At 72.9% G+C, this 26,347-nt stretch carries 29 protein-coding genes; 14 read left to right on the forward strand and 15 right to left on the reverse strand.

The window, feature by feature from the left end; all coding sequences use genetic code 11:
- Positions 1-15: 15 nt before the first annotated feature.
- From I8920_RS12760 to I8920_RS12770, 3 genes are all read right to left on the reverse strand, one after another.
- Positions 16-2,724, reverse strand: a complete 2,709-nt coding sequence (locus I8920_RS12760) for an alpha/beta fold hydrolase (RefSeq protein WP_232832739.1) — start codon at positions 2,722-2,724, stop codon at positions 16-18.
- Positions 2,721-3,767, reverse strand: coding sequence for a 3-oxoacyl-ACP synthase III (locus I8920_RS12765; protein WP_198656687.1), 1,047 nt, complete (start codon positions 3,765-3,767; stop codon positions 2,721-2,723). The genes I8920_RS12760 and I8920_RS12765 overlap by 4 nt, the downstream gene beginning before the upstream one ends.
- Positions 3,768-3,863: 96 nt before the next feature.
- Positions 3,864-5,042, reverse strand: coding sequence for a RimK family alpha-L-glutamate ligase (locus I8920_RS12770; protein ID WP_198656688.1), 1,179 nt, complete (start codon positions 5,040-5,042; stop codon positions 3,864-3,866).
- 87 nt (positions 5,043-5,129) lie between these two features.
- Between I8920_RS12770 and I8920_RS12775 the strand changes: the two genes are divergently transcribed.
- Entirely contained in the window at positions 5,130-5,612 is a 483-nt protein-coding gene (locus I8920_RS12775; protein ID WP_198656689.1) for an ATP-dependent zinc protease family protein, read from the forward strand.
- A 60-nt stretch (positions 5,613-5,672) separates the two neighbouring features.
- Here the strand turns inward: I8920_RS12775 and I8920_RS12780 are convergent, their stop codons facing one another.
- A complete protein-coding gene (locus I8920_RS12780; protein WP_198656690.1) occupies positions 5,673-6,230 on the reverse strand; it encodes a TetR/AcrR family transcriptional regulator in 558 nt (185 codons plus the stop codon).
- A 53-nt stretch (positions 6,231-6,283) separates the two neighbouring features.
- On the opposite strand from I8920_RS12780, the gene I8920_RS12785 reads away from it, so the two are divergent.
- The 5 genes from I8920_RS12785 (at position 6,284) to I8920_RS12805 (ending at position 11,575) form a co-directional block, all read left to right on the forward strand.
- Positions 6,284-7,444 (forward strand): MFS transporter, encoded by a 1,161-nt coding sequence (locus tag I8920_RS12785; protein WP_198656691.1) that lies wholly within the window; start codon positions 6,284-6,286, stop codon positions 7,442-7,444.
- A 10-nt stretch (positions 7,445-7,454) separates the two neighbouring features.
- Complete coding sequence (locus I8920_RS12790; RefSeq protein WP_232832740.1) at positions 7,455-8,726, forward strand: sensor histidine kinase; 1,272 nt, start codon at positions 7,455-7,457, stop codon at positions 8,724-8,726.
- Entirely contained in the window at positions 8,708-9,412 is a 705-nt protein-coding gene (locus I8920_RS12795) for a response regulator (protein WP_198656692.1), read from the forward strand. The genes I8920_RS12790 and I8920_RS12795 overlap by 19 nt, the downstream gene beginning before the upstream one ends.
- Before the next feature lie 208 nt (positions 9,413-9,620).
- A complete protein-coding gene (locus I8920_RS12800; protein WP_198656693.1) occupies positions 9,621-10,502 on the forward strand; it encodes an ABC transporter ATP-binding protein in 882 nt (293 codons plus the stop codon).
- Positions 10,499-11,575 carry an ABC transporter permease gene (locus I8920_RS12805; protein WP_198656694.1) on the forward strand — a complete coding sequence of 359 codons (1,077 nt, stop codon included), beginning with the start codon at positions 10,499-10,501 and terminating at the stop codon, positions 11,573-11,575. The genes I8920_RS12800 and I8920_RS12805 overlap by 4 nt, the downstream gene beginning before the upstream one ends.
- A gap of 79 nt (positions 11,576-11,654) precedes the next feature.
- On the opposite strand, the gene I8920_RS12810 is transcribed toward I8920_RS12805, so the two are convergent.
- The 3 genes from I8920_RS12810 to I8920_RS12820 all read right to left on the reverse strand — a co-directional run bounded on the left by I8920_RS12810 (position 11,655) and on the right by I8920_RS12820 (position 13,602).
- Complete coding sequence (locus I8920_RS12810) at positions 11,655-11,882, reverse strand: helix-turn-helix domain-containing protein (protein ID WP_198656695.1); 228 nt, start codon at positions 11,880-11,882, stop codon at positions 11,655-11,657.
- A complete protein-coding gene (locus I8920_RS12815) occupies positions 11,882-12,493 on the reverse strand; it encodes a hypothetical protein (RefSeq protein WP_198656696.1) in 612 nt (203 codons plus the stop codon). The genes I8920_RS12810 and I8920_RS12815 overlap by 1 nt, the downstream gene beginning before the upstream one ends.
- A gap of 77 nt (positions 12,494-12,570) precedes the next feature.
- Positions 12,571-13,602, reverse strand: coding sequence for a YeiH family protein (locus I8920_RS12820; protein ID WP_198656697.1), 1,032 nt, complete (start codon positions 13,600-13,602; stop codon positions 12,571-12,573).
- Between the two features lie 57 nt (positions 13,603-13,659).
- On the opposite strand from I8920_RS12820, the gene I8920_RS12825 reads away from it, so the two are divergent.
- The 4 genes from I8920_RS12825 (at position 13,660) to I8920_RS12840 (ending at position 16,420) form a co-directional block, all read left to right on the forward strand.
- The gene (locus tag I8920_RS12825; protein WP_198656698.1) at positions 13,660-14,325 is read left to right on the forward strand and encodes a hypothetical protein; all 666 of its coding nucleotides are present in this window, start codon (positions 13,660-13,662) and stop codon (positions 14,323-14,325) included.
- 16 nt (positions 14,326-14,341) lie between these two features.
- On the forward strand, positions 14,342-15,007 hold the full coding sequence (locus I8920_RS12830) for a hypothetical protein (protein ID WP_198656699.1): 666 nt from the start codon (positions 14,342-14,344) through the stop codon (positions 15,005-15,007).
- 97 nt (positions 15,008-15,104) lie between these two features.
- On the forward strand, positions 15,105-15,932 hold the full coding sequence (locus I8920_RS12835) for an alpha/beta hydrolase (protein ID WP_198656700.1): 828 nt from the start codon (positions 15,105-15,107) through the stop codon (positions 15,930-15,932).
- A 146-nt stretch (positions 15,933-16,078) separates the two neighbouring features.
- A complete protein-coding gene (locus I8920_RS12840) occupies positions 16,079-16,420 on the forward strand; it encodes a hypothetical protein (RefSeq protein ID WP_198656701.1) in 342 nt (113 codons plus the stop codon).
- 61 nt (positions 16,421-16,481) lie between these two features.
- On the opposite strand, the gene I8920_RS12845 is transcribed toward I8920_RS12840, so the two are convergent.
- From I8920_RS12845 to I8920_RS12860, 4 genes are all read right to left on the reverse strand, one after another.
- Positions 16,482-17,618: a Gfo/Idh/MocA family protein gene (locus I8920_RS12845; RefSeq protein WP_198656702.1), complete on the reverse strand. Its 1,137-nt coding sequence runs from the start codon at positions 17,616-17,618 to the stop codon at positions 16,482-16,484.
- Positions 17,615-18,436: a sugar phosphate isomerase/epimerase family protein gene (locus I8920_RS12850; RefSeq protein ID WP_198656703.1), complete on the reverse strand. Its 822-nt coding sequence runs from the start codon at positions 18,434-18,436 to the stop codon at positions 17,615-17,617. The genes I8920_RS12845 and I8920_RS12850 overlap by 4 nt, the downstream gene beginning before the upstream one ends.
- Before the next feature lie 109 nt (positions 18,437-18,545).
- Entirely contained in the window at positions 18,546-19,925 is a 1,380-nt protein-coding gene (locus I8920_RS12855) for an MFS transporter (protein ID WP_198656704.1), read from the reverse strand.
- Between the two features lie 240 nt (positions 19,926-20,165).
- Positions 20,166-20,336, reverse strand: a complete 171-nt coding sequence (locus tag I8920_RS12860; RefSeq protein ID WP_198656705.1) for a hypothetical protein — start codon at positions 20,334-20,336, stop codon at positions 20,166-20,168.
- Between the two features lie 193 nt (positions 20,337-20,529).
- On the opposite strand from I8920_RS12860, the gene I8920_RS12865 reads away from it, so the two are divergent.
- From I8920_RS12865 to I8920_RS12880, 4 genes are all read left to right on the forward strand, one after another.
- Positions 20,530-21,300, forward strand: coding sequence for a LamB/YcsF family protein (locus I8920_RS12865; protein ID WP_198656706.1), 771 nt, complete (start codon positions 20,530-20,532; stop codon positions 21,298-21,300).
- Positions 21,297-21,929: a 5-oxoprolinase subunit B family protein gene (locus I8920_RS12870; protein WP_198656707.1), complete on the forward strand. Its 633-nt coding sequence runs from the start codon at positions 21,297-21,299 to the stop codon at positions 21,927-21,929. The genes I8920_RS12865 and I8920_RS12870 overlap by 4 nt, the downstream gene beginning before the upstream one ends.
- Positions 21,926-22,810: a biotin-dependent carboxyltransferase family protein gene (locus tag I8920_RS12875; RefSeq protein ID WP_198656708.1), complete on the forward strand. Its 885-nt coding sequence runs from the start codon at positions 21,926-21,928 to the stop codon at positions 22,808-22,810. Before I8920_RS12870 ends, I8920_RS12875 begins: the two co-directional genes overlap by 4 nt.
- Before the next feature lie 64 nt (positions 22,811-22,874).
- Complete coding sequence (locus I8920_RS12880) at positions 22,875-23,177, forward strand: putative quinol monooxygenase (RefSeq protein WP_198656709.1); 303 nt, start codon at positions 22,875-22,877, stop codon at positions 23,175-23,177.
- Positions 23,178-23,214: 37 nt separating this feature from the next.
- Here I8920_RS12880 and I8920_RS12885 read toward each other — a convergent pair whose 3' ends face one another.
- From I8920_RS12885 to I8920_RS12900, 4 genes are read right to left on the reverse strand one after another with little or no spacing between them, the layout of a single operon-like run.
- Positions 23,215-23,397: a hypothetical protein gene (locus I8920_RS12885; protein WP_198656710.1), complete on the reverse strand. Its 183-nt coding sequence runs from the start codon at positions 23,395-23,397 to the stop codon at positions 23,215-23,217.
- A gap of 60 nt (positions 23,398-23,457) precedes the next feature.
- Positions 23,458-24,522: a DUF2891 family protein gene (locus I8920_RS12890; protein ID WP_198656711.1), complete on the reverse strand. Its 1,065-nt coding sequence runs from the start codon at positions 24,520-24,522 to the stop codon at positions 23,458-23,460.
- On the reverse strand, positions 24,509-25,588 hold the full coding sequence (locus I8920_RS12895) for a DUF979 domain-containing protein (protein WP_198656712.1): 1,080 nt from the start codon (positions 25,586-25,588) through the stop codon (positions 24,509-24,511). The genes I8920_RS12890 and I8920_RS12895 overlap by 14 nt, the downstream gene beginning before the upstream one ends.
- Positions 25,585-26,292 carry a DUF969 domain-containing protein gene (locus tag I8920_RS12900; protein WP_198656713.1) on the reverse strand — a complete coding sequence of 236 codons (708 nt, stop codon included), beginning with the start codon at positions 26,290-26,292 and terminating at the stop codon, positions 25,585-25,587. Before I8920_RS12900 ends, I8920_RS12895 begins: the two co-directional genes overlap by 4 nt.
- Positions 26,293-26,347 lie beyond the last annotated feature (55 nt).

A 26,347-nucleotide genomic window follows, 5' to 3' on the forward strand; every position in this document is an offset into this window, starting at 1 on the left:
CGCCGCCCGCGCCGATCACGGCCGGATCATCCGTCCGCCGGACAGCACCGACCCAGCCCAGCGGGACAGTCGGCTGCGGTCGACCTTGGAGTTGTGGCGGATGTCGGTCGGCAGCACGGGCACGACGAGCACCGCGGCGAGCGGGACCCCGGCGGCGGCACGGACCGCGGCCGCGAGCTGCGGCGGGGCCAGTCCGGGACGCCGCACGGCGGGGACGGTCTCGACGACGGCGACGACCTGCTGCGTGCCCACCGGCCCGGTGCCCGCGACGCCGGCCCGTCCGACGCCGTCGACGCCCTCGATCCGCTGCTCGGGACCCACCGGCGTGACGACACCGTCGGGGGTGGTCAGCACGTGCTGCAGCCGCCCCTCGACCCACAGCCGTCCCGCGGCGTCCAGGTGCCCGACGTCACCGGTGCGGTGCCCGCGCGGGTCTTCGACGCCGAGCCGCGAGACCCGGTCGGTGCGCCACAGCCGGTCGTAGTGGTCGCGCACGTGCGGCGCCGCGACGACGATCTCGCCGGTGATCCCGGGCTCGTCCGTCAGCACGCCGGTCGGACGACCGGAACCGTCGAGCGGCGCGACGCGGACGCGGACGTTCGCGGCTGGCACCCCGACGCAGATCCCCTCGTCGGCGGAGCGCCCGGCGGCACGGACCCCGTCGAGGTCGACGTCGGTCATGAGCAGCCCCTCGGTCATGCCGTAGGGGGTGTGCGCGGTGGCGTTCGGCATGAGCTCGGTCGCCGCGGTGAGCAGCGCGGCCGACACCGGAGCCCCGGCCGACAGGAACAGCCGCACGCCCCGCAGCGCGGCACGGTCGGCGTCGGTGAGCTCCGACGCGGTCGCGACGACGTTCGCCAGGGCGGCCGGCGACAGGAACACCACGGTGGCGTCGGCCGCGGCGACCGACGCAGCGACCGCCGTCGCCGTCAGGGTCCGGGGTGCCGTGACGTCCATGTCGGGTGCGACCGACCGGGCGCCGAGGGCCGGGCCGAGCAGCGCGAACGGGGCGAAGCCCGCCACGAGCCCGGTGCCGACGCCGATGTCGTACTGGGTCGCCAGGGCGTCACGGACGGCACTGAGCTGCCCGTGCGTGTACACGACGCCCTTCGCCGGCCCGGTCGACCCCGAGGTGAACAGCACGGCAGCGGGGGCATCCGACGACGGCGCGGCCGGCAGTGCCGCACTGTAGGCCAGCCGGCGGGCACCGCGTCGGGCGACGTCGACCAGGGTGTGCTCCACCCGCAGCGCCGCCCGTGCCGGTGCGGGCAGCGAGACCGTCGCGATGCGTCGCCCCGGCCACCCGAGCGCTCGTGCGGCGCCGAGCCCGGGCAGCGCACCGATGATCCAGTCCGGTCGGGCTCCGCGGACCGCGCGGGTCAGGCCACCGAGTCCGAGCCCGGCGTCCGCGACGACGACGACCGCGCCGATCCGCACGCACGCGTACAGCACGGCGGTCAGGTCGGCGCCGGGGGTCACCAGGAGCGAGACGCGGTCGCCGCTCCGGACGCCCAGGTCCTCCAGCCCGGCGGCGATCTCGTCGACGCGTCGGGCGAGCAGCCGCCACGTGATCGTGCGGGGGCCGCCGGGAGCGGCCATCTCCACCAGCGCGGGGTCGTCGCTCCCGCGCAGTTCGTCGAGTCGCGCCCAGAGCGGGCGGCTCGCGTCATCCGTGTCCACCGGTGCGGCCGGGAGGCCCGGGGCTGCGTCCGCCGGGACGCGACCGCCCGGCAGACGGTCACCCAGCCAGTCGAACACCGCCCCGGCGACGTCCGCGTCGTCCGGCAGCAGGTGTCCCGCGCCCTCGAACCGGTGGACGTCGGCGTGCGGCACGCGTTCGACCAGGTCGTCCAGGTACCGCTCGAGGAACACCGGGTCGCGCGGACCCCAGAGCAGGAGCACCGGCACGTCGAGCGCGGCGACCCCGGCGGCGATGCGGTCGAGCTCGGGGGCGCTGCGGTGGTCGGCGTCGACGGGGATGTCCGCGACGAAACCGCCGATCCCCCCGCGGCGGGCCGCCCCACGGTACGGGGCGCGGTAGCCGTCGGCCACGGCGCGGTCGAGCTTCGGGTGCGCGATGGCCAGGGTGGTCTCGAGGAACGCCGGGGTCACGACGGTCGCGCGGCCGAGCATCCCCGGGCCGAGCGCCAGGCGCAGCGGTGCCGGGATCGGGGCGTCGTCGGGCTGGTGCACGGCGGTGTTGCACGTCATCGCGGCGGCCAGCACGTCGGGGTGGTCGACCGCCCAGCCGAGCGACACCACACCGCCCCAGTCGTGCCCGAGGGTGACGACCGGACCGGTCAGCCCGAGTTCGTCGGTCAGGGCGCCGAGGTCCGCGACGCGCTGTTCCAGGCCTCGCTCGACGCCGGTGCGCTCGGAGTACCCCATGTCGAGCTGGTCGACGGCGACCACGCGCCAGGCCGGACCGCCGTCGCGGGCGACCTCGAGCGAGGTGCGGAGCACCGACCGCCACAGGTACGACCACGTCGGGTTGCCGTGCACGCACAGGATCGTGCCGACCGGTTCCACGCCGAGCGCGGCCAGGGACCCGGCCGTGTCGAGGAGGTGCCAGGTGCGCGCGGCGTGATCCGTTCCTCCCGAACGGCGTTCGGACCGCGCGGGGACCGTGACCAGACGCGACCAGGCCGGGTCGAGACCGGGCAGGGAGGGCGGCTGCGTCGCCGGAGCCGTGCTCGCGGCGACGCGGGGCAACCGCGACGTCACCAGTGCAGTTCCATCATCGCCGTGTTGATGCCGGAGCCGACGCCGCCCAGGAACACCCGGTCGCCGCGACGGATGCCGCCCGTGGCGACCTCGTCGGCCAGGGTGATCGGGATCGACGCGGGGCCGACATTGCCGAAGCGCTGGTACGTGGTGGGCACCTTGTCGCGCGGGATGCCGATGGCCTCGACGAAGGCGTTCGTGTGCACGTCGGAGACCTGGTGCAGCACGTAGCGGTCCATGTTCGCCCAGTCGAAGTGGGCACGGGCCTCGGTCCACGCGGCGACGACGAGCTCCATGCCGCCCTTGAGCAGCATCTTGGCGTCGGTGAACATGCCGTCGACGCTGCCGACGCACAGGTCGTACCACTGGGTCGCCGCGCGGGTGACGCCGCCGACGATCCGGTGCCCCTCGGGGTGCAGGTCCGCCGGGCCGAGCACCGCGGCCGCCGCGCCGGATCCCAGGGTCAGGCTGGCGAACTCGCTCATGAAGTCCTTGCGGTTCCGGCCGCCCTGGTTCAGGCGGTCGATGGTGTTGAGCTGCACCTGGTCGGCGTCCTCGCCGTCGACCACGAGCGCGTACTTGATCTGCCCGGAGTCGATCATGCCCGCGGCGACGCTCATGGCGTTGACGAACCCGAGGCAGGCGTTCGCGATGTCGAAGTTGATCGCCGACGACGGCAGCCCCAGCCCGTGGTGCATGCGCACGGCGACCGAGGGCTCCAGGTGCGGCCGGGTCACCGACGTGTTGATGAGCAGGCCGATCTCGTCCGGACGGACCCCGGCCTCGGCCATCGCCCGACGGCCGGCGTCGATCGCGGCGTCCTGGAACGTCTGGCCCTCGCCCCAGTTGCGGCGCTCGACGACACCGGCGACCCGCTCGAGCAGACCGGTGGGCAGACGGAGTCGGCGGAGAGCCCCGCGCAGGCGGGCCTCGATGTCGGCAGAGGTCGTCACGCGTTCGGCCGTCGTCGTCGCCACGGACAGCAGCGACACGTTGTGGTGCTTCGCCGTGGCGTTGCCGGGCTGCTCCGGTTCGGTGCTCATCGCCTGGTCTACCGGCCGTTCCGTCATGATCGTCACCGACACATACTTCCGCATCTGGCCTGAGTACGCGATCCGGATGCGGTTCCGCGCACGCGGTCAGACGTCCTTCGGCAGCTTCCGCACCTTCGCGCGCCGCTTGCGGCGCTCCGGGATCATCGACCGCATCTCCTCGAGCTTGCCGAAGCAGAGCAGGCGGTCACCGGGTTCGAGGGCGACGCCGCTGCGCGGGTTCGGGATGACGTTCGAGCCGCGGTGCAGGGTCAGGACCGTGATGTCGCGGTCCCAGAGCCCGGACTCCTTGATGGTCTTGCCCACCAGGTCGGCGTTGGTGTGCACGAGCAGTTCGGCGACGCCGTACCCGGTCGACACCGACAGGCGCTGCCGGACGTCGATCTCGGGGAACGCGACCTGGTTGGCGATGAAGTCGACGATCGCGCCCGCGATGTCGAGTCCGGTGGCGCGTTCGACGCCCTCGAGCCCCGGGGACGAGTTGACCTCCATGACGAGCGGGCCGTCGTTGCCCTCGAGCATGTCCACGCCCGCGACCTTCAGGCCCATGATCTGTGCGGAGCGGACCGCGACGGCCTCGTACTCCGGCGACAGGGTGACCTTCTCGACGGTGCCACCGCGGTGCACGTTCGACCGGAACTCGTCGCCGGACGCGGTCCGGCGCATCGCGGCCACGACCCGGTCGCCGACCACGAGCGCGCGGATGTCGCGACCGCGGCTCTCCGAGATGAACGACTGGATGAGCACGTTCTGCTTGGTGGAGTGCAGGGTCTCGACGATCGACTCGGCGACCTTCGCCTCGGGCGCCAGGATCACGCCGATGCCCTGCGTGCCCTCGAGGAGCTTGATCACGACCGGGGCACCACCGACCCGTTCGATCGCACCGCGCACGTCGTTCCGGCCGGCCACGAACGTCGTCGCCGGCATGCCGATGTCGTGCCGGGACAGGATCTGGTTCGCCCGCAGCTTGTCCCGCGAGTTCGTGATGCCGTTGGCCGTGTTCGGCGTGTAGACGTCCATCTGCTCGAACTGCCGCACGACGGCGGTGCCGTAGTAGGTGATCGAGTTCCCGATGCGCGGCAGCACGGCGTCGTAGTCGCTCAGCAGCTTGCCGCGGTAGAGCAGGTCCGGGTCCTCGCCGGACAGGTCGATCGCGAAGCGCAGGGTGTTGAGCACCTTCACCTCGTGCCCACGGTCGAGGGCCGCCGCGCGCAGGCGCTGGGTCGAGTACGCCTGGGGCGCGCGCGACAGGATGGCGAGTTTCATCGAGGGGTTCTCCGCGGGGTCGGATCGACGGCGACGCTCCATCAAAGCATGCGGACGGGGCTGCGGAGCATGCGACAGGATGGGGGCATGGCCCGTGCTCCGAAGTCCTCCGACCGGGGGCTCGTCGTCGCCGGGTGGCGCGAGTGGGCGGGCCTGCCGGACCTCGGGATCCCGTGGATCAAGGTGAAGCTCGACACGGGTGCGCGCACCTCTGCCCTGCACGCGTTCGACCTCGAGGAACTCCCCGGCGAACGGGTCCGGTTCTCGCTGCACCCCTGGCAGGACACCGATGCCGACGCCTCCACCATCGAGTGCGACGTGCACGACCGGCGCATCGTCCGTAGCTCGACCGGGCACACCCAGGAGCGCATCGTCGTGCGCACCCCGATCGCGTTGGCCGGCCGCGTGGTCGAGTCCGAGGTCACGCTGAGCAACCGCGACCAGATGGGCTTCCGGATGCTCGTCGGGCGCGAGGCGCTGCGGCAGGGGTTCCTCGTCGACCCCGCCCGGTCCTTCATGGCCGGTCGCGCGCCGAAGGAGATCCGACGCCGCAACCGCGGTCGCGCCTGAGTCGCCGTCCGGCGGTCGGCCTCCCGGCTGATCGCGCCCGCCGGACCGCCCCGGACCCGCTCAGGCGAGCATGCCGACGACGAGCGCGCGCGCCGTGGTGGTGGTGTCGGCTGCGGGGTCGCGCAGCCGCATGGCGAGGGCGCCCGACACGACGAGCAGCAGCTGTTCGGCGAACACCGGCGCCCGGTCCCCCACGAGCGGCCGGGCCGTCTCGGTCAGCCGTCGCCGCAGGGTCGCCGTCTCGTGGTCGAGCACGACACGCAGCTCGTCCGGGGCGTCCACGTACTCGGCGGCACTCCCGAGGAAGGCGCACCACCGCGAGCCGCCGGCCGTCGCTCGGTAGGCGTCGAGTGCGTCGAACACGGCGAGCAGCCGACCGCGGTCGTCCGACGCGGCGTCGACCATGCGGTCCCACGTCGCGATCCAGTCCGCGTGCCGCCGGGTCAGGGCCGCCGCCACGAGCGACTCCTTGCTCGCGTAGCCGCGGTAGAGCGTGGCCGTGGACACCCCGGCCCGTTCCAGGACGGCGTCGATCGGGGTGGCGGCGATGCCCTGCGAGAAGAAGAGCTCCTCGGCGGCGTCGAGCAGCCGTTGCTCGGTCCCTGGGCGCATCACCATGACAGCACCCTAGGCTCTGCAAAGTGAAACGATCGTTTTCGTTACGGCAGCGCGTGCTGCTGGCCTCAGGCCTCGCCCTCATCGCCGCGACGTACGGCCTGGTGCGCCTGGCGTACGGCCTGTTCCTGCCCGACGTGCAGCGCGACACCGGCCTGCAGTCGGGGGCGGCCGGGTGGGTGTCCTCCGGCGCCTCGGCGCTCTACTGCGTCGGTGCCGTCGCCGGGTTCCTGCTGGCCGCACGACTCCCCCGGGTGCTCGCCGCCCTCGCCGCGGCGGTGGCCGGCGGTGGTGCCGTCGCCATGGCACTGTCCGACGGCCCGCTGGGGTTCGGTGTGAGCGCCGTCGTCGCCTCGGCGGGCGCAGGACTCGCCTCGCCGGCGCTCGTCCGGATCGTCGCCGAGCAGGTCCCGACGGCCCTGCAGTCGCGGGCGCAGGCGGTCGTCAACGCCGGGACCGGGCCGGGCCTGGTGGTGGCCGGCGTCCTGGCACTCGTGCTGCTGCCCGACTGGCGCACGGCGTGGGCGCTCTCCGGGGTCTTCGCGCTCGTCGTCGGTGGTGTGCTGCTCGTCTCGGCGCGCGGCGGCGGAGACGCCGGGGCACACGCTGCCCTGCCCGGCCGGTCGTGGTTCGCGGCACACCGGGCGGTGTTCGCGCTCGCACTGCTCTTCGGTGCCGGGTCGGCCGTGGTCTGGACGTTCGGGCGCTCCGCGCTCGTGGCGGCGGGAGCGTCCGCCGCGGTGTCGGTCGGCGCGTGGATCGCACTGGGGTTGGGCGGAGCGGCGGTCGTGGTCACCACGCGGTGGACGAGCGGCATGCGGGCGCGCACGCTCTGGACGGTCACCGCGGGTTCCGTGGCCGTCGCCGTGGTCGTCCTGGGGGTCGCACCGGCGGCGGTCCTCGTGGCGCTGCTGGCCTGCGCGGTCTTCGGGTGGGGGTACACGGCGGCCACCGGTGCGCTCATCGCGTGGACGACCGAGATCGACGCCGAGCGGTCGTCGGCGGGGACGTCGATGCTCTTCGTGGCGCTCGTGCTCGGGCAGGCCGTGGGTGCAGCGGGAGCCGGGGCGCTGGTCGGCCCGACGGGCCACGCCGTGACGTTCGTGGTCGGGGCCGTGGTGACCGCGGCGAGCGCCGTGCTCGCACCGGTTGCCCGACGCGGACGGCGGGCAGCGGCGGACCCACTCGGTTCCCCGCCGACCGGAGCCACACGCTAGCGTTCCGTGCATGGGGATGACGGCGGAGTGGTCGCGGCTGCCGGTGGGGCGGCAGGAGTACCGACGGGACGCGCTGCTCGCCGTCGCGGTCGGCGGCGGGCTCACCGTGACGACGTTCCTGTACGGCTCGACGGGGACCTACGGCGACGACCAGGCCGCCTGGTGGGTCTCGGCGCTGATGATCGTCGCGAACGCCGCGCCGCTCGCGTTCCGCCGCCGGTTCCCGATGACGGTGGCGGTGCTGGTCGCCCTGGCGTTCGCCGCGACGCAGATCCTCCGGGTACCCGAGGTCTTCCTCGTCAACTTCACGCTGTTCCTCGCCCTGTACACGGTCGGCGCCTGGTGCTCCGACCGCGTCCGCGCCGAGGCGGTGCGCTGGGTCATCATCGGCGGCATGTTCGCGTGGCTGTTCATCGCGATCTCGTTCGGGTGGGCGTCACCGACCCGCCTGCCGAACGAGTCGGACTCGCTGCTCCCGCCGGCCATCGCCTTCGCGCTGCTCAACATCCTGATCAACGTGCTGTACTTCGGCGCCGCCTGGTACGCCGGCAACCGCGCGTGGGCGTCGGCCGTCGCCCGGCACGAGCTCGCCGAGCGGACCGCCGAGCTCGCCGCGGAACGGGAGCGGTCCGCCGCACAGGCCGTCACGATCGAGCGCGTGCGGATCGCCCGCGAGCTGCACGACGTGGTCGCGCACCACGTGTCGCTGATGGGCGTGCAGGCCGGAGCCGCACGCCGGGTCATCGACCGCGACCCCGCGCAGGCGACCGCGTCGCTCGGGGTGGTCGAGGACAGCGCCCGCACCGCGGTGGAGGAACTCCGCCGGATGCTCGGGACCCTGCGCTCCGACGACGACGCAGACCCCCGCCGGACCGCCACCGACGCCCCGAGCACCGAGGGCATCGCCCGCATCGCCGAGCTCGCCGAGTCGGCCCGCGCGGCCGGTCACCCGACCGAGTACGTGGTGGTCGGCGACGAGCGCCCGGTCCCGCCGACGGTCGCCACCGTGGCGTTCCGGATCGTGCAGGAGGCCGTGACGAACATCCTCAAGCACGCCGGACCGGCGGCGCGGGCCGACGTCCGGCTGCGCTACCTCGACGACGGGGTCGAGGTCGAGGTCGCCGACGACGGCCTCGGTGCTCGCTCCGCACGCTCCGCCGCCGGCAGCGGGCTGGGACACGTCGGGATGCGGGAACGGATCGCCGCCGTCGACGGTCGGATCGAGATCGGGCCTCGCGCCCGGGGAGGGTACCTGGTGCGCGCGTGGCTGCCGACGACCTGACGATCGTGCTCGCCGACGACCAGGACCTGGTGCGGGCGGGCTTCCGCGTGATCCTGGAGTCCGAGCCGGGCTTCCGGGTGGTCGGCGAGGCACCCGACGGGGAGCGCGCCGTGCAGGCCGTGCAGGCCCTGACCCCGGACGTGGTCTGCCTGGACGTGCAGATGCCGGGCGTGGACGGGCTCGAGGCCGCTCGGCGGATCGCGGCGCTGCCGGACCCGCCGGCCGTCCTCATGCTCACCACCTTCGACAGCGACGACGCCCTGTTCCAGGCGCTCGAGGCCGGGGCCAGCGGGTTCCTGCTGAAGAACGCCTCCCCCGAACGGCTGATCGACGCCGTGCGGACCGTCGCCGCCGGGGACGCCCTGCTCGCGCCGGACGTCACGCGGCGCGTCATCAGCCGCGCGACCGCCGCGCTGTCGACGCCGGCCACGTCGCCGACGACCCCGGACGCCGACGCGGGTGCGGGTGCGGGCGCGGGTGCCCTCGCAGCCGCCGGCCTGACCGAGCGGGAGTCCGAGGTCCTGCGGCTGCTCGCCCGGGGCCTGAGCAACGCCGAGATCGCCGCCGAGCTGTACGTCGGTGACGCCACGGTGAAGACGCACGTGTCGAACGTGCTGCAGAAGCTCGCGCTGCGCGACCGGATCCAGGCGGTCGTGTGGGCGTTCGAGCACGGCGTCGCCGGCTGACCCGTCCGACACGCGCCCCGCGCCCAGCCGTCACGCGCCACCCGTCCGTCGCGCGCCACCCACCCGGCCGAGCCGGTGCGCCGTCCTCCCCCGCGCGGTGGAGCCGGCCACCCACCGGAGTCCCGTCTGGCGGCGGAGGCGGGCCGTGCCTCCCGGCCAATAGCGTCGGGGACAGCGACGACGAGCGTCGCGACGAAGGGGAACGAACATGCTCACCATCGAAGGGGTGACCAAGCACTTCGGCGATCGCCGGGTGCTCGACGACGTCGGGTTCACGGTCGGCAGCGGCCGCCTGACGGGCTTCGTCGGCGGCAACGGCGCCGGCAAGACCACGACCATGCGCATCATGCTCGGCGTGCTGCAGGCCGACGCCGGCACCGTGTCGATCGACGGCACCGAGGTGCGCCCCGCGGACCGGCGCCGCTTCGGCTACATGCCCGAGGAGCGCGGTCTGTACCCGAAGATGCCGGTGGCCGAGCAGATCACCTACCTGGCACGGCTGCACGGCGTCGACAAGCGCACCGCCTCGACTCGGACGGGCGAGCTGCTCGAGCGCCTCGAGCTCACCGGGCACGCGACCGACGCCGTCGAGAAGCTCTCGCTCGGCAACCAGCAGCGCGTGCAGATCGCCGCGGCACTGGCCCACGACCCCGAGGTGCTCGTGCTCGACGAGCCGTTCTCGGGCCTCGACCCGATGGCCGTCGACACGGTGCTCGGTGTGCTGCGCGAGACGGCGGCCCACGGTGTGCCCGTCCTGTTCTCCAGCCACCAGCTCGACGTGGTCGAGCGGCTCTGCGACGACGTCGTCGTGATCGCCGGGGGCACGATCCGCGCCGCCGGCCCGCAGGAGGAGCTCCGCAAGCAGGCGGGCCCCGCCGCGTGGGAGCTGCTCGTCGACGGTGACGTCGCCTGGCTCCGCGACGAGCCCGGAGTGGTCGTGCGCGAGTTCGACGGCGGGTACGCCGTGTTCGAGGCCGAGCACGCGACGGCCCAGCGCGTCCTGCAGCGCGCGGTCCAGCACGGCACCGTCGGCTCGTTCGCACCGCGGGTCCCGCGGCTCAGTGAGGTCTTCCGGGAGGTCGTCCGATGAACCACTCGTTCGTGCAGTCCGTGCGGCTCGTCGCCGCGCGTGAGATCCAGGCGCGTCTGCGCAGCAAGGCCTTCGTGGTCTCGGCACTCATCCTGGTCGGCATGGTCGTCGCCTCGATCGTCGTCGGCGGCATCGTGGGGAAGGCCACGGCGGACGACACCACGCCGGTCGCGGTCGTCGACGGCGTCACGTTGCCGACGACCACGGGGCTCGACGTCACCTCGTCGCCGTCGGTGGACGCGGCCGAACGGCTCGTGACCGAGGGCGAGGTCGACGCCGCGATCGTGCCGTCCGACGACACGCTCGGCTACACGGTCGTCGGGCTCGACGACGCCCCCGCCGAGGTCGTCTCGGCGCTCAGCGTGACGCCCCGCATCGAGCTGCTCGACCCGGACGCGCTGCCCGGCGGGCTGGTGTACCTGATCGCCATCGCGTTCGGCGTCGTGTACTTCGCGTCCGCGGTGACGTTCGGGCAGTCGATCGCCCAGAGCGTCGTCGAGGAGAAGTCGACGCGGGTGGTCGAGATCCTGATGTCCGCGATCCCGGCCAGGGCCCTGCTCGCGGGCAAGGTGCTCGGCAACAGCGTCATGGCGTTCGCACAGATCGTCGCCGTGGCGGTGGCCGCGATCGTCACGTTGGCGGTGACCGGGCAGGACAACATGTTCGCGATGCTCGGCCCGAGCATCCTGTGGTTCATCGGGTTCTTCGCGATCGGGTTCGTGCTCATCGCGTCGCTGTTCGCGGCGGCCGCCGTGCTGGTGTCCCGTCAGGAGGACGTCGGCAGCGTGACGACCCCGGTGATGATGCTCGTGATGATCCCGTACTTCCTGATCATCTTCGCCTACGACAACCCGCTGGTGCTCGGCATCATGTCGTACGTCCCGTTCAGCGCCCCGATCGGGATGCCGATGCGGATCTTCCTGGGCACGGCCGAGTGGTGGGAGCCGGTCCTGTCGCTCGTCATCGTGGCCGCCTCGGTCGTCGCGGTCGTGCTCATCGGTGCCCGCGTCTACGAGAACGCGCTGCTCCGCACCGGCAGCCGCGTGAAGCTGTCGGAGGCGCTGCGCGGCTGACGCCGCTGACCCGCCGGGTACAGCCTGGAGGCCCGCCCCACGTGAGCAGATCCGCTCACGTCGGGCGGGCCTCCCGTCGTCAGTCGGTGCGCACCGAGAAGACGTCGCCCGGTTGGCAACCGAGCACCTCGCACAGCCGGGTGAGGGTGGAGAACCGGATCGCCCGGGCGCGGTTGTTCTTGAGCACCGACAGGTTGACGACGGTCACACCGACGCGGTCGGCGAGTTCGGTCAGGGTCATCCCCCGCGCGGCGAGCAGGTCGTCGAGGTGGCAGACGACGGCGTGACCGTCCTCCTCCGGGGGCATCAGACCAGTCCGGACTGGTCGCGGACCATCCGCTGCGACGCGGTGAGCGCGAACCGGAAGCACAGGACCACGAGCAGGCCGAGGTACACGGCCACCCACTGGTGGTCCACCACCGGCGTCGGCAGGTACCCGTCCCAGCCGAGACCCGACACCACCCAGTTCCAGCCCATCCGGCGGACGAACGACGGCACGAACCCGGCCACCACAACGGCTCCGGCCAGCCAGTCGAGGATCCGGGTGGTCGATCGGTCGAAGAGCCCGCCGCGCGAGATCTTCCACGCGACCGCGGCGACCAGGGCGATGAGCGCACTGACGAAGACGGCCTCCAGGGCGTCGCCGACGCGGATGTACCCGATCGCACCGCCCGGCACCTCGGCGATCGGCGCCCGGAGCACCAGCTGGTCGGAGGTGACCGTCGCGCCTCCGGGCGGCTGCGGGACGTCGGCGGTCGCGCGCATCCGGACCGGGACCGACACCGTGCCGGCGCTGATCGAGCGGATGAGCAGGTCGACGTACCGCCAGACGACGATGCCGATCCCCACCGCGCAGGCGACGACGTAGGCGAGGTAGGAGTTCCGCCCGCGGGGCGGCTCGTAGACGGGTGTGGTCATGGCTGGTTCCCCTGTCGATCATCGATACCATCGATTGTCGATGCAACGATAAACGATGGGTGTGGTCGCAGCAACCCCTACAGCAGACCGAAGGCCGCCTGCACGCCGAGGCTCGTGCCGGCCACCAGTGCCCAGAGCGCGATGCCCAACAGCATCGGGCGGAAGCCGGCCCGACGCAGGGCCGCGAAGTCCGTCGAGCAGCCGATCGCGGCGAGCGCCACCGTGATGAGGAACGAAGCCGTCGTCGCGAACCCCGGTGCCACGGACGCCGGCAGGACCCCGACGGTGCGGAGCAGCACCACCACGAGGAACCCGATCAGGAACCACGGCACCAACCGGAGGACGCGGAACCCGCGACCCGACCCCGGGGCGGCGGCGGGCTGCTCGCGGGAGGCGCGGCGGGCCTCCAGACCGGCCAGCCCGATGACGATCGGGATGATCATCAGGGTGCGCACCAGCTTCACGACGACCGCGGTGTCGGTCGCCTGGCGGCCGTAGACCGAGGCCGTCGCGACGACGGACGAGGTGTCGTTGACGGCGGTGCCGGCGAAGACGCCGAAGGCGTGCTGGCTGAGACCGAGCGCGTGCCCGAGCAGCGGGAACGCGAAGACCGCGGCGATGTTGCAGAGGAAGATCGTCGACATCGCGTAGGCGACGTCGGTGCTCACCGCACCGATCACGGGCGTGACGGCCGCGATCGCCGAGGCCCCGCAGATGCCGGTGCCGACCCCGATCAGGGTGCGGAGCGCGCTCGACACCCGGAGCAGTCGGCCGATGCCCCACGCCGCCACGAGGCAGACGACGAGCGTCGTGAGCAGCACCGGCAGGGTCTCGCCGCCGATGCGCAGGACCTCGCCGATCGACAGCTGGGCACCGAGCAGCACGACCGCGAACTGCAGCACGCGGCTGGACGAGAACTTCACCCCGGGGGCCAGTGCGGCGAGCGTGCCGTCGGAGCGTCGACGGACGAGCCAGCCGAGCACCGCGCCGATCAGGACCGCGGGGACGGGACCGCCGACGACCGGCACGGCACGGCCGACGAGCGTGGCGACGAGGCCGATCGCGACGGCGACGGCGACACCCGGGGCGACGGCGCGGACGGACTGCATGCGACCAGCATCGCGCACCCGCGGACCCGGCGCGGCCGGGACGGGCAGGATGGGTCGGTGGAGTACGCGGGTGAGCGGTGGGTGCAGCGGCTGCGCGACGGGAGGACGCCGGGGCGGTGGCCGTTCCTGGTCGGGCTGGCGATCGTGACGATCGTGGGTGCGGCGGGGCTGGTCCTGACCGTCGTCGACCTCGATGAGATCGCGCACTCGGATGCCCGACGGCCGTGGTCCGGGCCGCTGCTGGCGCTGTTCTTGTTCGCGCTCGGACCGGTCTCGGCGGTGCTCTCGTGGCTGCAGGGCCGGCGTGACCGGAGGATCCTCGAGCGGATCCGTGCGCACGGGACCACACCGGCGTTCCACGTGCCTGTCCTGCGGTCGGGACTCGGCGCGGTCGACGACTTCCCCGAGCCCCGCCCCGAGCTCTGGACAGTCGACGCCGCCGGGCTCGACGCCTGGTCGGCGGAGCGGGACGAGGCCGTGTTCCACCTGCCGTGGCAGGACGTCGAGACGATCGAACTGGCATCGCAGGACGTGCGCGGGCAGCGGACCGACGTCGGCATCTGGATCGTCACGAAGGACGTCGGTCGGTTCACGTTGCGGCCACGGCCGACCATCGGACGCCCGTTCGGCGCGGGTGCGACGAAGCTCCACATCGTCATGCGGGTGCTCCGGTCGCTCCAGCGGGAGTCCGCGCCGCAGCGGTCCGCCGGCCGTGATCGCTGACCGGCGGGAGGGCGCCGTGACGACCTCGACGGAGCCGTGGGTGCAGCGACTGCGGGACGGAGCGACGGCGGACCGGAGACCGGTGCTGCTCGGAGCGGGGATCACGACGGCGGTCGGGGTGCTCGTGCTCGTCGCCGAGTTCGCCTTCGCGGACTTCCTGCGTGGTGTCGAGTCGGCCCGCACGCAGACGTCGCTGGTCTTCTGGCCGGTGGTCCTGGTCGCGATCGGCGGACTGCTGGCGCTGTCCATGTGGAGTGCGGGACGGAGCGACCGCCGGACGATGGCCCGGATCCGGCGACACCGGGCGCCGCGGCTCCACCTCCCCGTCTTCGCCTCGGGGCTGCGGACGACCGACGACTTCCCGGAGCCTCGCCCGGAGATCTGGACCGTCGACGAGGCCGGACTGCACGCGTGGGCGCCGTCCCGGGACGAGCCGGTGTTCGACCTGCCGTGGTCGGGCGTCCGCGACGTCGACGTGGCGACGAAGGACCAAAAGGGGCAACGGGTCGACTTCGGCATCTGGATCAGCACGACGGATCGTCGGGACGTGGTGCTGCAGCCCCGGCAGGCGATCGGCCACGGGATCGAGGCCGGGCCCGCGAAGCTCGCGGTGCTGGTCGACGAGCTCCGCTCGCTCCGGCGCGAGCTCGACCCCGGGTACGGGGAGCGCGGGCGGCGCTGAGCTGCCCGGCCCCCGGCGGGTCACCGGGCGGGTGCGGGGCGCCTACCTGTCCGAGCGCCGGGGACGCGCGTCGCCGCCGTCCTGCCACACTGCTCCCATGCGGGGGAAGCGCCAGGGGACGATCGAGGTCGCGGACGAGCGGGTCGACGGCCCACACGGACCGGTGCCCATCCGGCGGTACCGACCAGCGGGACCGGACGCCGGTCCGGGATCGCCGACGCTGGTCTGGGTGCACGGTGGTGGCTTCTTCCGCGGCGACCTCGAGCTGCCGGAGTCGGACGCGGTCGCGCGCACCCTGGCGGATCGCGGGGTGCCGGTCGTCACCGTCGACTACCGGCTCGGGCCGCTGCCCGGCCTGCCGTGGGTCGGGCGGAGCGGACCGCGTGGCCGACGTCGGGCACCGCACGCCCGGGACGAGATCGTGGCCGTCCTGGAGCACCTGCACGACAGCGCACCGGCGGGGCTGCTCCTCGGTGGCGCCAGCGCGGGCGCGTGCCTGGCGGCGACGGCGGTCGCGGTTACTCCCCCGCTGCAGGGACTGGTGCTCGCCTACGGGTTCTTCCACGCGCGCATCCCCCGCGATCGTGCGGTGCAGCGGCTCGTGCGCGGGCACCGTCGGATCACGCACGCGCCGCTCCTGCTCGACCTGAGCAGCCGTGGCTACGCGGGACCCGCCCGCGGGTCGACGTTCCCGGCGGCCGAGCACCTCGGGGCCTTCCCGCGCACCCTGTTCGTCGACGCCGATCGCGACGTGATGCGGGCCTCCGGTGAGCGCTTCGCCACGGAGCTCGCGGGCGCCGGGGTGGACGTCGAACGGCACGTCCTGCCCGGCAGCCGGCACGCCTTCCTGAACCGTCCGGGCACGGCGGACTCCGACGCCGCACTCGCCCTGGTCACCGCCTGGGCGGCGCGTCCAGTCCGCTGAACGCTGCCCGTCGTGCGAACGGCGGACATCCGGGAACGGTCTGCGCAGCCCGGACGTACGCTGACATCGGAAGCAACGGCGGTTCCGAATCCCCTTCGCCACGTTCCCTGTCGTGGCGCCTCACCACCGTGACGAAGAGTTCCATCGTGACCGAACACCTGATCGAGTACGTCGCCCGTGACCGCACCGGCATCACCGCCGTCGTGACGCCCACGGGTGTCATCGACGTGGACACCGTGATCCAGCACATCCGGGCCGGCCACGCGGGGTACTACGTGGCCGCCGACTCCTGGCGGCGCACGCCGGTCCGGAGCATGTCCTTCATCGGCGGCACCTACCTGTTCGCGAACTGGGACGGGTCGAAGCGCAACATGCTGCACGACCTGGCGTTCCGCGCACCCACCCGGACGGTCGAGGTGCCGCAGACCGACCCGTGGTTCACCCGGGTCGTCGGCGCCCTGTTCGGCCGCCGACCCGTGCGGCACTGACCTCGACGGCACTGCCGCGCACGGGCCGGCGGGACCGCGGCACCCCGCGGACCGGTACCGCTCAGAGCGTCGCCGCGAGCGGGTCGAACCCCTCGGGCAGCGACGGGACCGGGGCGACGGTGGACTCGACGTCGACGAACGCCCGCCGCTCGATCGACTCCTCCACCGCCACCATCGTGTCGAGCACGTGGTACCCGACCTGTCCGGTGGCGATGTGCTGCCCGCTGCCGCGGATCGCCCGTGCCATGTCGAGCACGCCGAGGCCGCGACCGACCGTGGGCTCCTCGTCGAGCAGCACGTCGAAGTCCTGCGAGAACGGGAACGTCGCGTCGGCACCGATCGGGCGGGCGATGCGGATCGGGTGACCGCCGCCGAAGGTGTTCGGGTCGGGCAGGACGATGGTGCCCTCGGTGCCGTTCACCTCGAACACCCCGTGGCGGAACAGCGGGGTGTCGAACGACAGCAGCGACTGCGCGTTGCCGCCCTGCTCGAAGGACGTCAGCACGGACAGGTGCGTCGGGACCTCCACGGGGAAGCTGTCGCCGGCGTTCGGCCCCACCACGAGCTGCCGCGTGTCGCGCGACCGCGTGCCGGTCGCGACGACCGACGCCACCGGGCCGAGCAGGTGCACGAGGGCGGTGAAGTAGTACGGGCCCATGTCGAACAGCGGGCCCGCGCCCTTGGCGTACAGGAACGACGCGTTCGGGTGGAACACGTCCGGCCCCTGCCACTGGAAGCTCGTGACGGCGGTCAGCGGCGTGCCGATCGCGCCCGACTCGATCGCCCGCTTGGCGGTCTGCCACCCGGTACCGAGCACGGTATCGGGCGCGATGCCGAGCTTGAGTCCGAGGTCGTCGGCGAGCGCGACCAGACCGGCTGCGGACTCCCGGTCGACCCCGATCGGCTTCTCGCTCCACACGTGCTTGCCGGCACGCAACGCCGACTCGGAGACCGACACGTGCGTGGCGGGCAGCGTGAGGTTGATCACGATCTCGACGTCGGGGTCCGCGAGGACCTCGTCGCCGGTGCCCGAGGCGGGGACGCCCCACTTCGCGGCCGAGGCGGCGGCACGCTCGGTGTCGATGTCGCCGATGCGGACGACCTCGACGTCGGGGAACGTCGTCAGGTTCGTCAGGTACTGCTCGCTGATCATGCCGGCACCGATGAACCCGATGCCGATCCGGCCCGTGCGGGTCACGCGGACACCTCCGACGTGGTCGGGGCGAGCTGCGCGGCGAGCCACTCGTACGACTGCCGGACGCCGTCGAAGACGTCCCCGTCGTACCCGTCGAACTCGATGACGGCGTACTCGAGCGCGGTCGCGGCAGCGAGGGCCTCGGCCAAGCGGACGTCGCCCTGACCGGCGGGGGTCTGGTCGGTCGGCACCGAGGCGGTCGAGATGTCCGGACGCATCGGCCCGTCCTTGACGTGCACGGCGACGATCCGGTCGCCGAGCTCCCGCACGAACGGCACGAGGTCGATGCCCGCGGCGGATGCCCAGTACAGGTCGAGCTCGAGCACGACGCGGGGGTCGAGCAGCTCGGCGAGCACCTGCAGCGCCGGCTTGCCGTCGATGTGCGGACGCAGCTCGTGGTCGTGGTTGTGGTAGCCGACGCGCAGCCCGTGGGCCGCGGCCTCGTCAGCCGCCGCGTTGAGCCGCTCGGCGACGCGCTCCACGCCCTCGCGGGTCGTCCACGAGTCCGGGCCGACGAACGGGTCGATCACGATCTCGATGCCGAGCTCGCGCGCCGCGGCGAAGGTGTCGGCGTGCGAGGGCGCGGTCATCACGGTGCCGTCGGGCAGCGGGATGGTCTGCTCGACCAGGAACGCGTGCCCGGTCCTCGCGCGGATGCCGTGGGCGTCGAACGCCGACCGCAGCTGCGCTGCCCGGTCGACGAAGGCGAACGCCTCGACGGTGTCGAAGCCGATGGCGGCCAGGCGGGCGACGCCGGCGTCGAGGTCGGGCTCCAGTTCGGCGTTCACCGTGTAGAGCTGCAGGGAGATGGCGGGGGGCATGGTTGGTCCTTCCGACTTGCGTGGTGTGCGTCAGGGGTGGCCACACGGGAGGCGCGACCCGCGTCACGGACGCAGGTCGCGCCTCCCGTGTGCCCGCGCGGAGACCGCGCTACTTGACCGACTTGATGGGCAGGATCACGAGTGCGCCGAGGAGCACGGCGACGCCGGCGCCCCAGAGCATGAGCGTGTAGTTGCCGCCGCCGCCGATGCCGAGCAGGAACAGGCCCACGGCGGGTGCGAGCGACTGCGGCAGGGCGTTGGCGATGTTGATGACACCGAGGTCCTTGCCGGGGCGCTCCGGGTCGGGCAGCACGTCGACGATCAGGGCGGTGTCGATGGCCGCGTAGATGCCGAACGCGAAGCCGAGGACGATCTCGGCGAAGTAGAACCCGCCGACCGTGTCGACGTGCGCCAGGATGACGAGGCCGACGGCGGTCAGCGCAGTCGAGCCCCAGACGAAGACCTTGCGGCGACGGATCCGGTCCGACACCCAGCCGGACAGTGCGGCGCTGACGAGCAGGGCGATCGTGTACAGGAGCACGCCGAACGCGACGACACCGACGGCCTCCGACTGCGGGAGACCGATCTGGTCCTCCATGTAGAGCAGGCGGTACGTCGTGAACATGAACGTGCCGAAGGTGATGAGGAAGCGGCCCCACCAGGCGAGCCCGAAGTCGGGGTGCTTGATCGGGTTCGTCCAGAACGAGCTGATCAGGTTGATCCAGCTGAACGGCTTGAACGGGGTCGTGGGCACCTCGTCACGGGCGATGAACGAGTAGACGAGGATCGCGACGATCGCCAGGACACCGGGTGCGATGAAGAGCAGCGGGAGGTTGCCGACCAGGTAGACGGCCAGGTACAGACCGGCGAGGATCGCGATGTTCTGCGCGAGGGCGATCGCGCTCGACGCCTTGCCGCGCTGGAACTCGGGCACGTTGTCGGCGAAGCTCGCGGTCAGCGTCGCGAGGACCGCGTTCGCCGAGACCTGGGCGAGCACCCACGCGATGGTGAGCTGCATGACGTCCGGCGCGAAGGCGAGCCAGGCGAGGGCGACGACGAAGACGACGACACCGCCGACCATCCACGGGCGACGGCGGCCCCACCGCGTGCGGGTGCGGTCGGAGATCGCGCCGAACAGCGGGTTGGCGAACAAGGCGCCGAGGGCACCGAACGGCAGGACCGACCCGACGACGGTCTCCGGGCTCGACGGGTTGAGCTCCGTCGCCTTGATCGACATGCTCACGAACACCGGGGTGAGCAGGGCGAAGAACAGACCGAACTGGCCGAGGCTGAGCGCCCAGAGGTAGCCCTTGCCGACCCGCATGGTGGAGACGGACTGGGTGATGCCCTCGACCGAGAACGCGCGGGACGCGGCGGCTTCGGACGTGGTCGCTCCCGAGGTGGCCGTCGCCGGCGGGACCGCGGTGGCGCCGAGGCCTCCCAGGGGTTCCTTCGGTCCGGGTTCGTTGTTCGACGTCGGTGTCGGCATGACTCCTCCTCGAGTCATCGGGGGCTGCCGCCCTCTGAATCCCTAGTGCTACTAGGTGATGGGGACAGTAACACCAGAAACCGCAGAGCGGAAGGTTTTCATCCGATTGTTGCGTGCCGACGCCGCGGTCCGGGTCGCCGCGGACGTGCCGACGCAGGACGACGCCCCCGCTGTCGTGTGACAACGGGGGCGTCGTTCGGGGTCGACCGGCGTGCGGCCGGCGATCCGTGGGCGGAGGAGCTACTGCTCGCCGTCCTCTTCCGGGTTGAAGTGGGAGTCGTCGCCGACGTGCCCGGCCGCGAGACCGTCCGGCTCGTTCGGGATGGTGTTGTCGTCGCCGAGGCCGCCCGGCTTCTCGGTGCCCTCCGGGTCGTTCTTCGGGGCTCCGTGCGTGGTGTCACTGTCGGTCATGATCTGCTCCAGTGCGGTGATCGGTCCGGAGGCGCTGCCCCCGGTGGTACTGAGGAGTCGGACAGTACGTGGCCAGCCTCGGAAACCGCCGTCCGCGCCGGACCGGACCGGCGAGCGCCGACGGAGCGGACGGGTGACACACGACCGCCCGCTCGGTAGATTGTTCAACAACCCGCGAGGACAGGGAGCACCCGTGACGACGATCGACCTCAACAGCGACCTCGGCGAGGGCTTCGGCGCCTGGGCCATGGGCGACGACACCGCGATGCTCGACGTCGTGTCGAGTGCCAACGTCGCCTGCGGGTTCCACGCCGGCGACCCGACGATCATGCTCGCCACGGCCCGCGCCGCTGCCGAGCGCGGGGTCGCGATCGGCGCCCACGTGGCCTACCGCGACCTGATCGGCTTCGGCCGTCGGCCCGTGCACGTCACACCGGACGAGCTCCACGCCGACGTCGTCCACCAGCTCGGCGCGATGGCGGCCACCGCCCGCGTCGCCGGCACCGTCGTCACCTACGTCAAGCCGCACGGCGCCCTGTACAACACCGCCTGCGCCGACCCGGTGCAGGCCGAGGCCGTCGTCCGCGCGGTCGCCGACGTCGACCCGTCCCTCGCCGTGCTCGCGCTGCCCGGGTCGGAGCTGCTGCTGGCCGCCGAACGGCACGGACTCCGCGCGGTGAGCGAGTCCTTCGCCGACCGCGCCTACGAGCCCGACGGGTCGCTGGTGTCCCGCAGGCAGCCGGGGTCGGTGCTGCACGACCCGGACGAGGTCGCCGCCCGGGTGCTCCGCATGGTCACCGAGGGCGTCGCGACCGCGGTCGACGGGTCCGACATCGCGGTGCGCGCCGACTCGGTCTGCGTGCACGGCGACTCCCCCGACGCCGTCGCGATGGCCCGTGCGATCCGAGCGCTCCTGACCGAGCACGGCGTCACGATCGCGCCGTTCGCGCCAGCCGCGCCGTGACCGTCCCGACGCTCCGCTCCGCAGGCGGCACCGCGCTCCTCGCGACCTTCGACTCCCTCGCCGACGTCGTCGCCTTCCGGGCCGGGCTGGCACGGGACGCACCTGCGGGGCTCACCGAGGTCGTCTCCGGCGCCCGGACCCTGCTGCTGCGGTTCGACCCGGCGACGACGGACGCGGCCCGGCTGCGCACCCGGCTCGCCGACGTCGTCCCCGTCGCCGGTTCCGACCACCGCTCCGGCGACGACCCGCTCGTCATCCCCGTCACCTACGACGGCGAGGACCTCGACACCGTCTGCGGGCTGACCGGCATGACCCGCGACGACCTCGTGGCGTGGCACACCGGCCAGCTGTGGACGAGTGCGTTCTGCGGGTTCGCCCCCGGCTTCAGCTACCTGACCGGCACCGAGCGGCCCCTCGACCTGCCCCGCCGTGCCACCGCGCGCACCGCCGTCCCGAGCGGCGCCGTCGCCCTGGCCGGCGAGTTCAGCGCCGTCTACCCGCGCACCTCGCCCGGCGGGTGGCAGCTCGTCGGCCGGACCGACGTGCCGATGTGGTCGCTCGAGCGCACACCGCCCGCGCTCGCACCGGCCGGCACGCTCGTGCGCTTCGTCGAGGTGGGGGCGGCATGAGCACGCTGACCGTCGTGCAGGTCGGCTTCGGCGCGACCACGCAGGACCTCGGCCGCCCCGGGCTGAGCGACACGGGACTCGGTGCCGCGGGAGCCGCCGACCGCGGTGCCGCGGCGCTCGCCAACCGACTGGTCGGCAACCGTCCGGACGCGGCCGTCCTGGAGGCCGTGCTCGGCTCCGTCACGCTCCGCGCTGACGCGCACGTGGTCGCGGCCACCGCCGGTGCGGCCTGTCCCGTCGAGGTCGAGCGGGCGGACGGCTCGGTCCGCGGTGCGGCGTCGCACGAGGTCCTGCTGCTCACGCCCGGGGACACGCTCCGGATCGGCACCGCCACCGTGGGACTGCGTGCCTACGTCGCCGTGCTCGGCGGGTTCGACGTCGAGCCGGTGCTCGGCAGCCGCTCGTGGGACTCCCTGGCACGGCTCGGACCACCACCGCTGACGGCCGGCGACGTCCTGCCCGTCGGGGACGCCCGGGTCTCGTGGCCGGTCGTCGACGCCGTCCCGCAGCCCGAGCAGCGGTGGCCCGGCGAGCCCGTCGTGCTCGACGTCACGGCCGGCCCCCGCGACGACTGGTTCACCGACGACTGGCGCGCGATCCTGACCGGCCAGGACCACCTGGTCAGCGCGGACAGCGACCGCGTGGGCGTGCGGACGACCGCGGCGACGCCGTTGGTCCGCGCCGTCACGACGGAGCTGCCGAGCGAGGGTGTGGAGACCGGTTCGCTGCAGGTGCCGCCCGAGGGCTTCCCCGTGCTGTTCCTCGCCGACCACCCGGTCACCGGCGGCTACCCCGTCGTGGCGGTCCTGACACCGCGGTCGGTCGACCGGGCCGCGCAGCTGCGCCCGGGCGACACGGTCCGGTTCCGCATCGTCGACTGACCGACCCGGAACAAGCGCGAGGGGTCGGGGGTTGGCCTGGACACCGCTGACGAAAGGTGCCCCCATGTCGATGACCGTCCTGCTCGAGGTCGAGTTCCAGAACGACGCCCCCGCCGATGCCGTCGAGGCGGCGATCCAGCAGACCCTGGCGCAGACCGCGTCGTTCCACGGGCTCGAGTCGCTCGAGGTCCTGGTGGACGATGCCGACCCGAACCGGATGGTCGTCGTGGAGTCGTGGACGACCGCCGCCGACCACGACACCTACGTCGCATGGCGCGCGACGCCCGAGGGTGCACCGGCCATCGGCCCGCACCTGGCCGCAGCCCCGGTCACCCGGACGTTCGGGCGGACGATCCCGCTCGGCTGAGCCGATCGGACGCGGCCGACACGGTCGGCGCGGCCGGTCAGACCGCGTCGTCGTCGGTGTCGAGCGGCACCGGGCGGTCGTCGTCCGGCAGCAGTTCGTCGTCCGGGTCGTCGACCACGGGCAGGTCGTCCTGGTCGGCCACCAGCGGCTCCGGCTGGTGGTCGGTCTCCTGCGCCTCGTGGAAGTCGTCGAGGGTCTCGTCGTCCGTCGGATCGCTCATGGCCCCGACGGTACCTCCGGATCCTCGCCGTGTCCGCGACGATCAGCGGCCCGACAGGGGTCAGCGAGCAGCGTGCTCCCTGGCCTCCATGGCGTCCCACGCGAAGCTCGCGAGCCAGTGCGTGGAGTAGTACTCCTCGCCCACGCTCGCGGCGAGCCCGGCGGCCAGCAGTCGGTCGGCTGCATCGTCCAGCAGGTCGGCGATCCCGGTGCCGCCCGTGCCCGCGGCGCGCAGGGCGTCCGCGATCCGTCGCGCCGATCCCGCTCGCGACAGGTCGAGCCCGAACAGGTGGACCTGCTGCGGGTCGTTCTCGTCACGGACCACCGTCGACCGCAGGATCGCGTCACCGGGCTGGACCTGGGCGAAGAAGCCCTGCGCCCACGTCGCGAACTCCGGGGCCGGCAGCACGGCACGCATCAGGTCGGCCTCGGCCAGGCCGGCGGACAGGAAGTCGTGCCCGCTCCGCTCCCAGGCGAACGGCCACCCGGCGTCGGCACCGAACCAGTCCCGCGCAGCCCCCTCGACCGCAGCCGCCAGGGCCGGACGGTCGAGGGACCGGGCGGCCTCGAGCACGAGCAGCAGCCCGAACGCCGAGTTCGAGTGGACCCCGTGCCGGACCGGGTGGGCGGCGCCGTCGATCCACCGGACGACCAGGTCCTCGAGGACGTCGACGACGGGCGCGAACGCCGGGGCGAGCGCTCGGACGGACGGCGACTCGGACGCCGACACCTCGGCGGCGAGCCGGGCGAGCCAGGCCCAGCCGTAGGGGCGCTCGTAGTGCGGGGTCTCGCGCAGGTACGCGGCCTCGGTCGCGAGGTGATCCGTCGTGAGGTGCGCCTGCAGGATCGCGGTGAGCCGTGCCTCCAGGTCGGCCGGCAGGCCGTGCGCGACCAGGCGCGCCGCGAGCCAGTGCATGTGCACCGACGAGTGCCAGTCGTACGACGTGGCGAAGGCGGGGTGGAGCTCGACGGGCAGCGCCCGGTCGTCCGGGCCGGAGGTCGCGTGGTGCGCGGCGTACGGGTACTCGCGGGTGGTGTTGTCGGCGGCGACGGCCGCGAAGCGGTCGGCCCAGGCGGCCCGGGTCAGGTCGGTCGGGGCGGTCGGGGCGGCATCAGAATGCGACAAGGTACATGACTCCCATGTTGACGACGAGCAGGATGGCGGCGGTCGGCAGCTGCGCCTTGATCGGGCCGTACTTGTCCCGCATCTCGAGCAGGGCGGCCGGCACCAGGTTGAAGTTCGCGGCCATCGGCGTGACGAGCGTGCCGCAGAAGCCGGCGAGCATGCCGATCGCGAAGATCGCGGCGGGGTTGCCGTCGAAGCCCTGCACCAGGACGGGCCAGCCGATCGCGGCCGTCATGATCGGGAAGGCGGCGAACGCGTTGCCCATGATCACCGTGAACAGGGCCATGCCGAGGCAGTAGACGACCACGGCGGCGAACAGCGATCCGTCGGGCAGGACCGACTTGATGATCGTGCCGACCGCGTCGCCGACGCCGGCCTGCGTGAACACGATGCCGAGGGTGGAGAGCATCTGCGGCAGCAGTGCCGCCCAGCCGATCGCCTGCAGCAGGCGGCCGCCCTCGCGGACGGGGGTGGCGATCCTCGGCGGACGCAGGACGAACACGGCGACGACCACGGCGAGCACCGAGCCGATGCCGAGCCCGGTCAGGGTCGCGCTGCCCTCGGCCAGCAGCGGTTCGCCGCCGATGGACACGAGCGGGCCGAGCGTGGCGACCAGGACGGCGACCACCGGGATCACGAGCGCGGGGATGAAGAGCCGGTTGCCGAACCGCGTCGCGAACGCGGCGCGCTCGTCCGGGCTGGTGGTGGCGAGCACGCTCGTGCTGCTGCTGCCGCCGGCGATCCGCTGCGTCACGCCGGTCGGTTCCGCCGGACCGGTCTCCGCTCCGGTGCCCGCGCCGGGGATGCTCGCGACCCGGGTGCGGCTGGTGGTCCCGGTGAACCCGAGACCGGCGAGCGCGACCATCACGAGCACGGCGACCCCGAGGATCCAGGCGGGCAGTGCCCCTGCGGCGACGAAGGAGCCGGCGAAGAAGGACAGGCCGAGGATCCCCCAGAACGCCGCGTTGCCGATGCGCTTCGCGTGTGCGGTGTCCGTGACGATCAGGACCGCCACGGCGATGAAGAACGCGCCGATGAGCCAGTAGAGCCATTCGCTGGTGATCACGCTGCCGCTCCCGTGGTCGGGGCGTCGGCACGGACGTCCGCCGCCATCTTGTCGAGTCGGCGGTCGAACAGCAGCAGCCGTGCGCCGTGCACGATGAGCGCCGCGATGCCGGTGGGGATCGCCCAGAGGGCCAGGTCGATCGGTTCGAGCGACAGGCCGTAGGTCGCGTCGACGAACGTGGTGATGAGCAGGATCGACCCCACGGCGACGAAGACGTCCTCGCCGAAGAACACGCCGACGGTGTCGGACGACGCCGAGTAGCCCTTGATCTTCTCGCGCATCCGCTCGTCGATCCGGCCGTACTTCTTCGTCGCCGCCCCCTCGGCCATCGGGTACACGAGCGGACGCACGGTCTGCGCGGGGCCACCGATGCTGGTCAGGCCGACCGCCGCGGTGACCTGCCGGATGAGCAGGTAGCCGGTGAGCAGCCGCCCCGTCGTGAGCTTGTCGAGCTTCGCGATGAGGCGCTTCGCCTGGTCCTGCAGGCCGTAGCGCTCGATCAGGCCGATGACGGGCAGGACGAGCGCGAAGGTCGTGACGGACCGGCTCGAGGCGAACCCGTTGCCGAACGCTTCCAGGATGCCGACGGGGCCGATCCCGCCGATGGCCGCGGTCACGATGCCCGCGACCGTGACGACGAGGAGCGCGTTGATGCGCAGCGCGAAGCCGACGATGACGACGGCGACGCCGATGAGGACGAACATGCGGGCCAGTCTGGTGCGCATTGTTCAACAATCGCAAGGGGGCGGCACGGTCTGT

This window comes from Curtobacterium sp. YC1, assembly GCF_016267665.1.
Lineage (GTDB): Bacteria > Actinomycetota > Actinomycetes > Actinomycetales > Microbacteriaceae > Curtobacterium.

Bases quoted from the DNA above. Each gene is read 5' to 3' on its own strand.
- I8920_RS12765 (WP_198656687.1), bottom strand. From the start codon at position 3,767: ATGAGCACCGAACCGGAGCAGCCCGGCAACGCCACGGCGAAGCACCAC.
- I8920_RS12770 (WP_198656688.1), bottom strand. From the start codon at position 5,042: ATGAAACTCGCCATCCTGTCGCGCGCGCCCCAGGCGTACTCGACCCAG.
- I8920_RS12775 (WP_198656689.1), top strand. From the start codon at position 5,130: ATGGCCCGTGCTCCGAAGTCCTCCGACCGGGGGCTCGTCGTCGCCGGG.
- I8920_RS12780 (WP_198656690.1), bottom strand. From the start codon at position 6,230: ATGGTGATGCGCCCAGGGACCGAGCAACGGCTGCTCGACGCCGCCGAG.
- I8920_RS12790 (WP_232832740.1), top strand. From the start codon at position 7,455: ATGGGGATGACGGCGGAGTGGTCGCGGCTGCCGGTGGGGCGGCAGGAG.
- I8920_RS12800 (WP_198656693.1), top strand. From the start codon at position 9,621: ATGCTCACCATCGAAGGGGTGACCAAGCACTTCGGCGATCGCCGGGTG.
- I8920_RS12805 (WP_198656694.1), top strand. From the start codon at position 10,499: ATGAACCACTCGTTCGTGCAGTCCGTGCGGCTCGTCGCCGCGCGTGAG.
- I8920_RS12810 (WP_198656695.1), bottom strand. From the start codon at position 11,882: ATGCCCCCGGAGGAGGACGGTCACGCCGTCGTCTGCCACCTCGACGAC.
- I8920_RS12815 (WP_198656696.1), bottom strand. From the start codon at position 12,493: ATGACCACACCCGTCTACGAGCCGCCCCGCGGGCGGAACTCCTACCTC.
- I8920_RS12820 (WP_198656697.1), bottom strand. From the start codon at position 13,602: ATGCAGTCCGTCCGCGCCGTCGCCCCGGGTGTCGCCGTCGCCGTCGCG.
- I8920_RS12835 (WP_198656700.1), top strand. From the start codon at position 15,105: ATGCGGGGGAAGCGCCAGGGGACGATCGAGGTCGCGGACGAGCGGGTC.
- I8920_RS12850 (WP_198656703.1), bottom strand. From the start codon at position 18,436: ATGCCCCCCGCCATCTCCCTGCAGCTCTACACGGTGAACGCCGAACTG.
- I8920_RS12855 (WP_198656704.1), bottom strand. From the start codon at position 19,925: ATGCCGACACCGACGTCGAACAACGAACCCGGACCGAAGGAACCCCTG.
- I8920_RS12860 (WP_198656705.1), bottom strand. From the start codon at position 20,336: ATGACCGACAGTGACACCACGCACGGAGCCCCGAAGAACGACCCGGAG.
- I8920_RS12875 (WP_198656708.1), top strand. From the start codon at position 21,926: ATGAGCACGCTGACCGTCGTGCAGGTCGGCTTCGGCGCGACCACGCAG.
- I8920_RS12880 (WP_198656709.1), top strand. From the start codon at position 22,875: ATGTCGATGACCGTCCTGCTCGAGGTCGAGTTCCAGAACGACGCCCCC.
- I8920_RS12885 (WP_198656710.1), bottom strand. From the start codon at position 23,397: ATGAGCGATCCGACGGACGACGAGACCCTCGACGACTTCCACGAGGCG.
- I8920_RS12900 (WP_198656713.1), bottom strand. From the start codon at position 26,292: ATGTTCGTCCTCATCGGCGTCGCCGTCGTCATCGTCGGCTTCGCGCTG.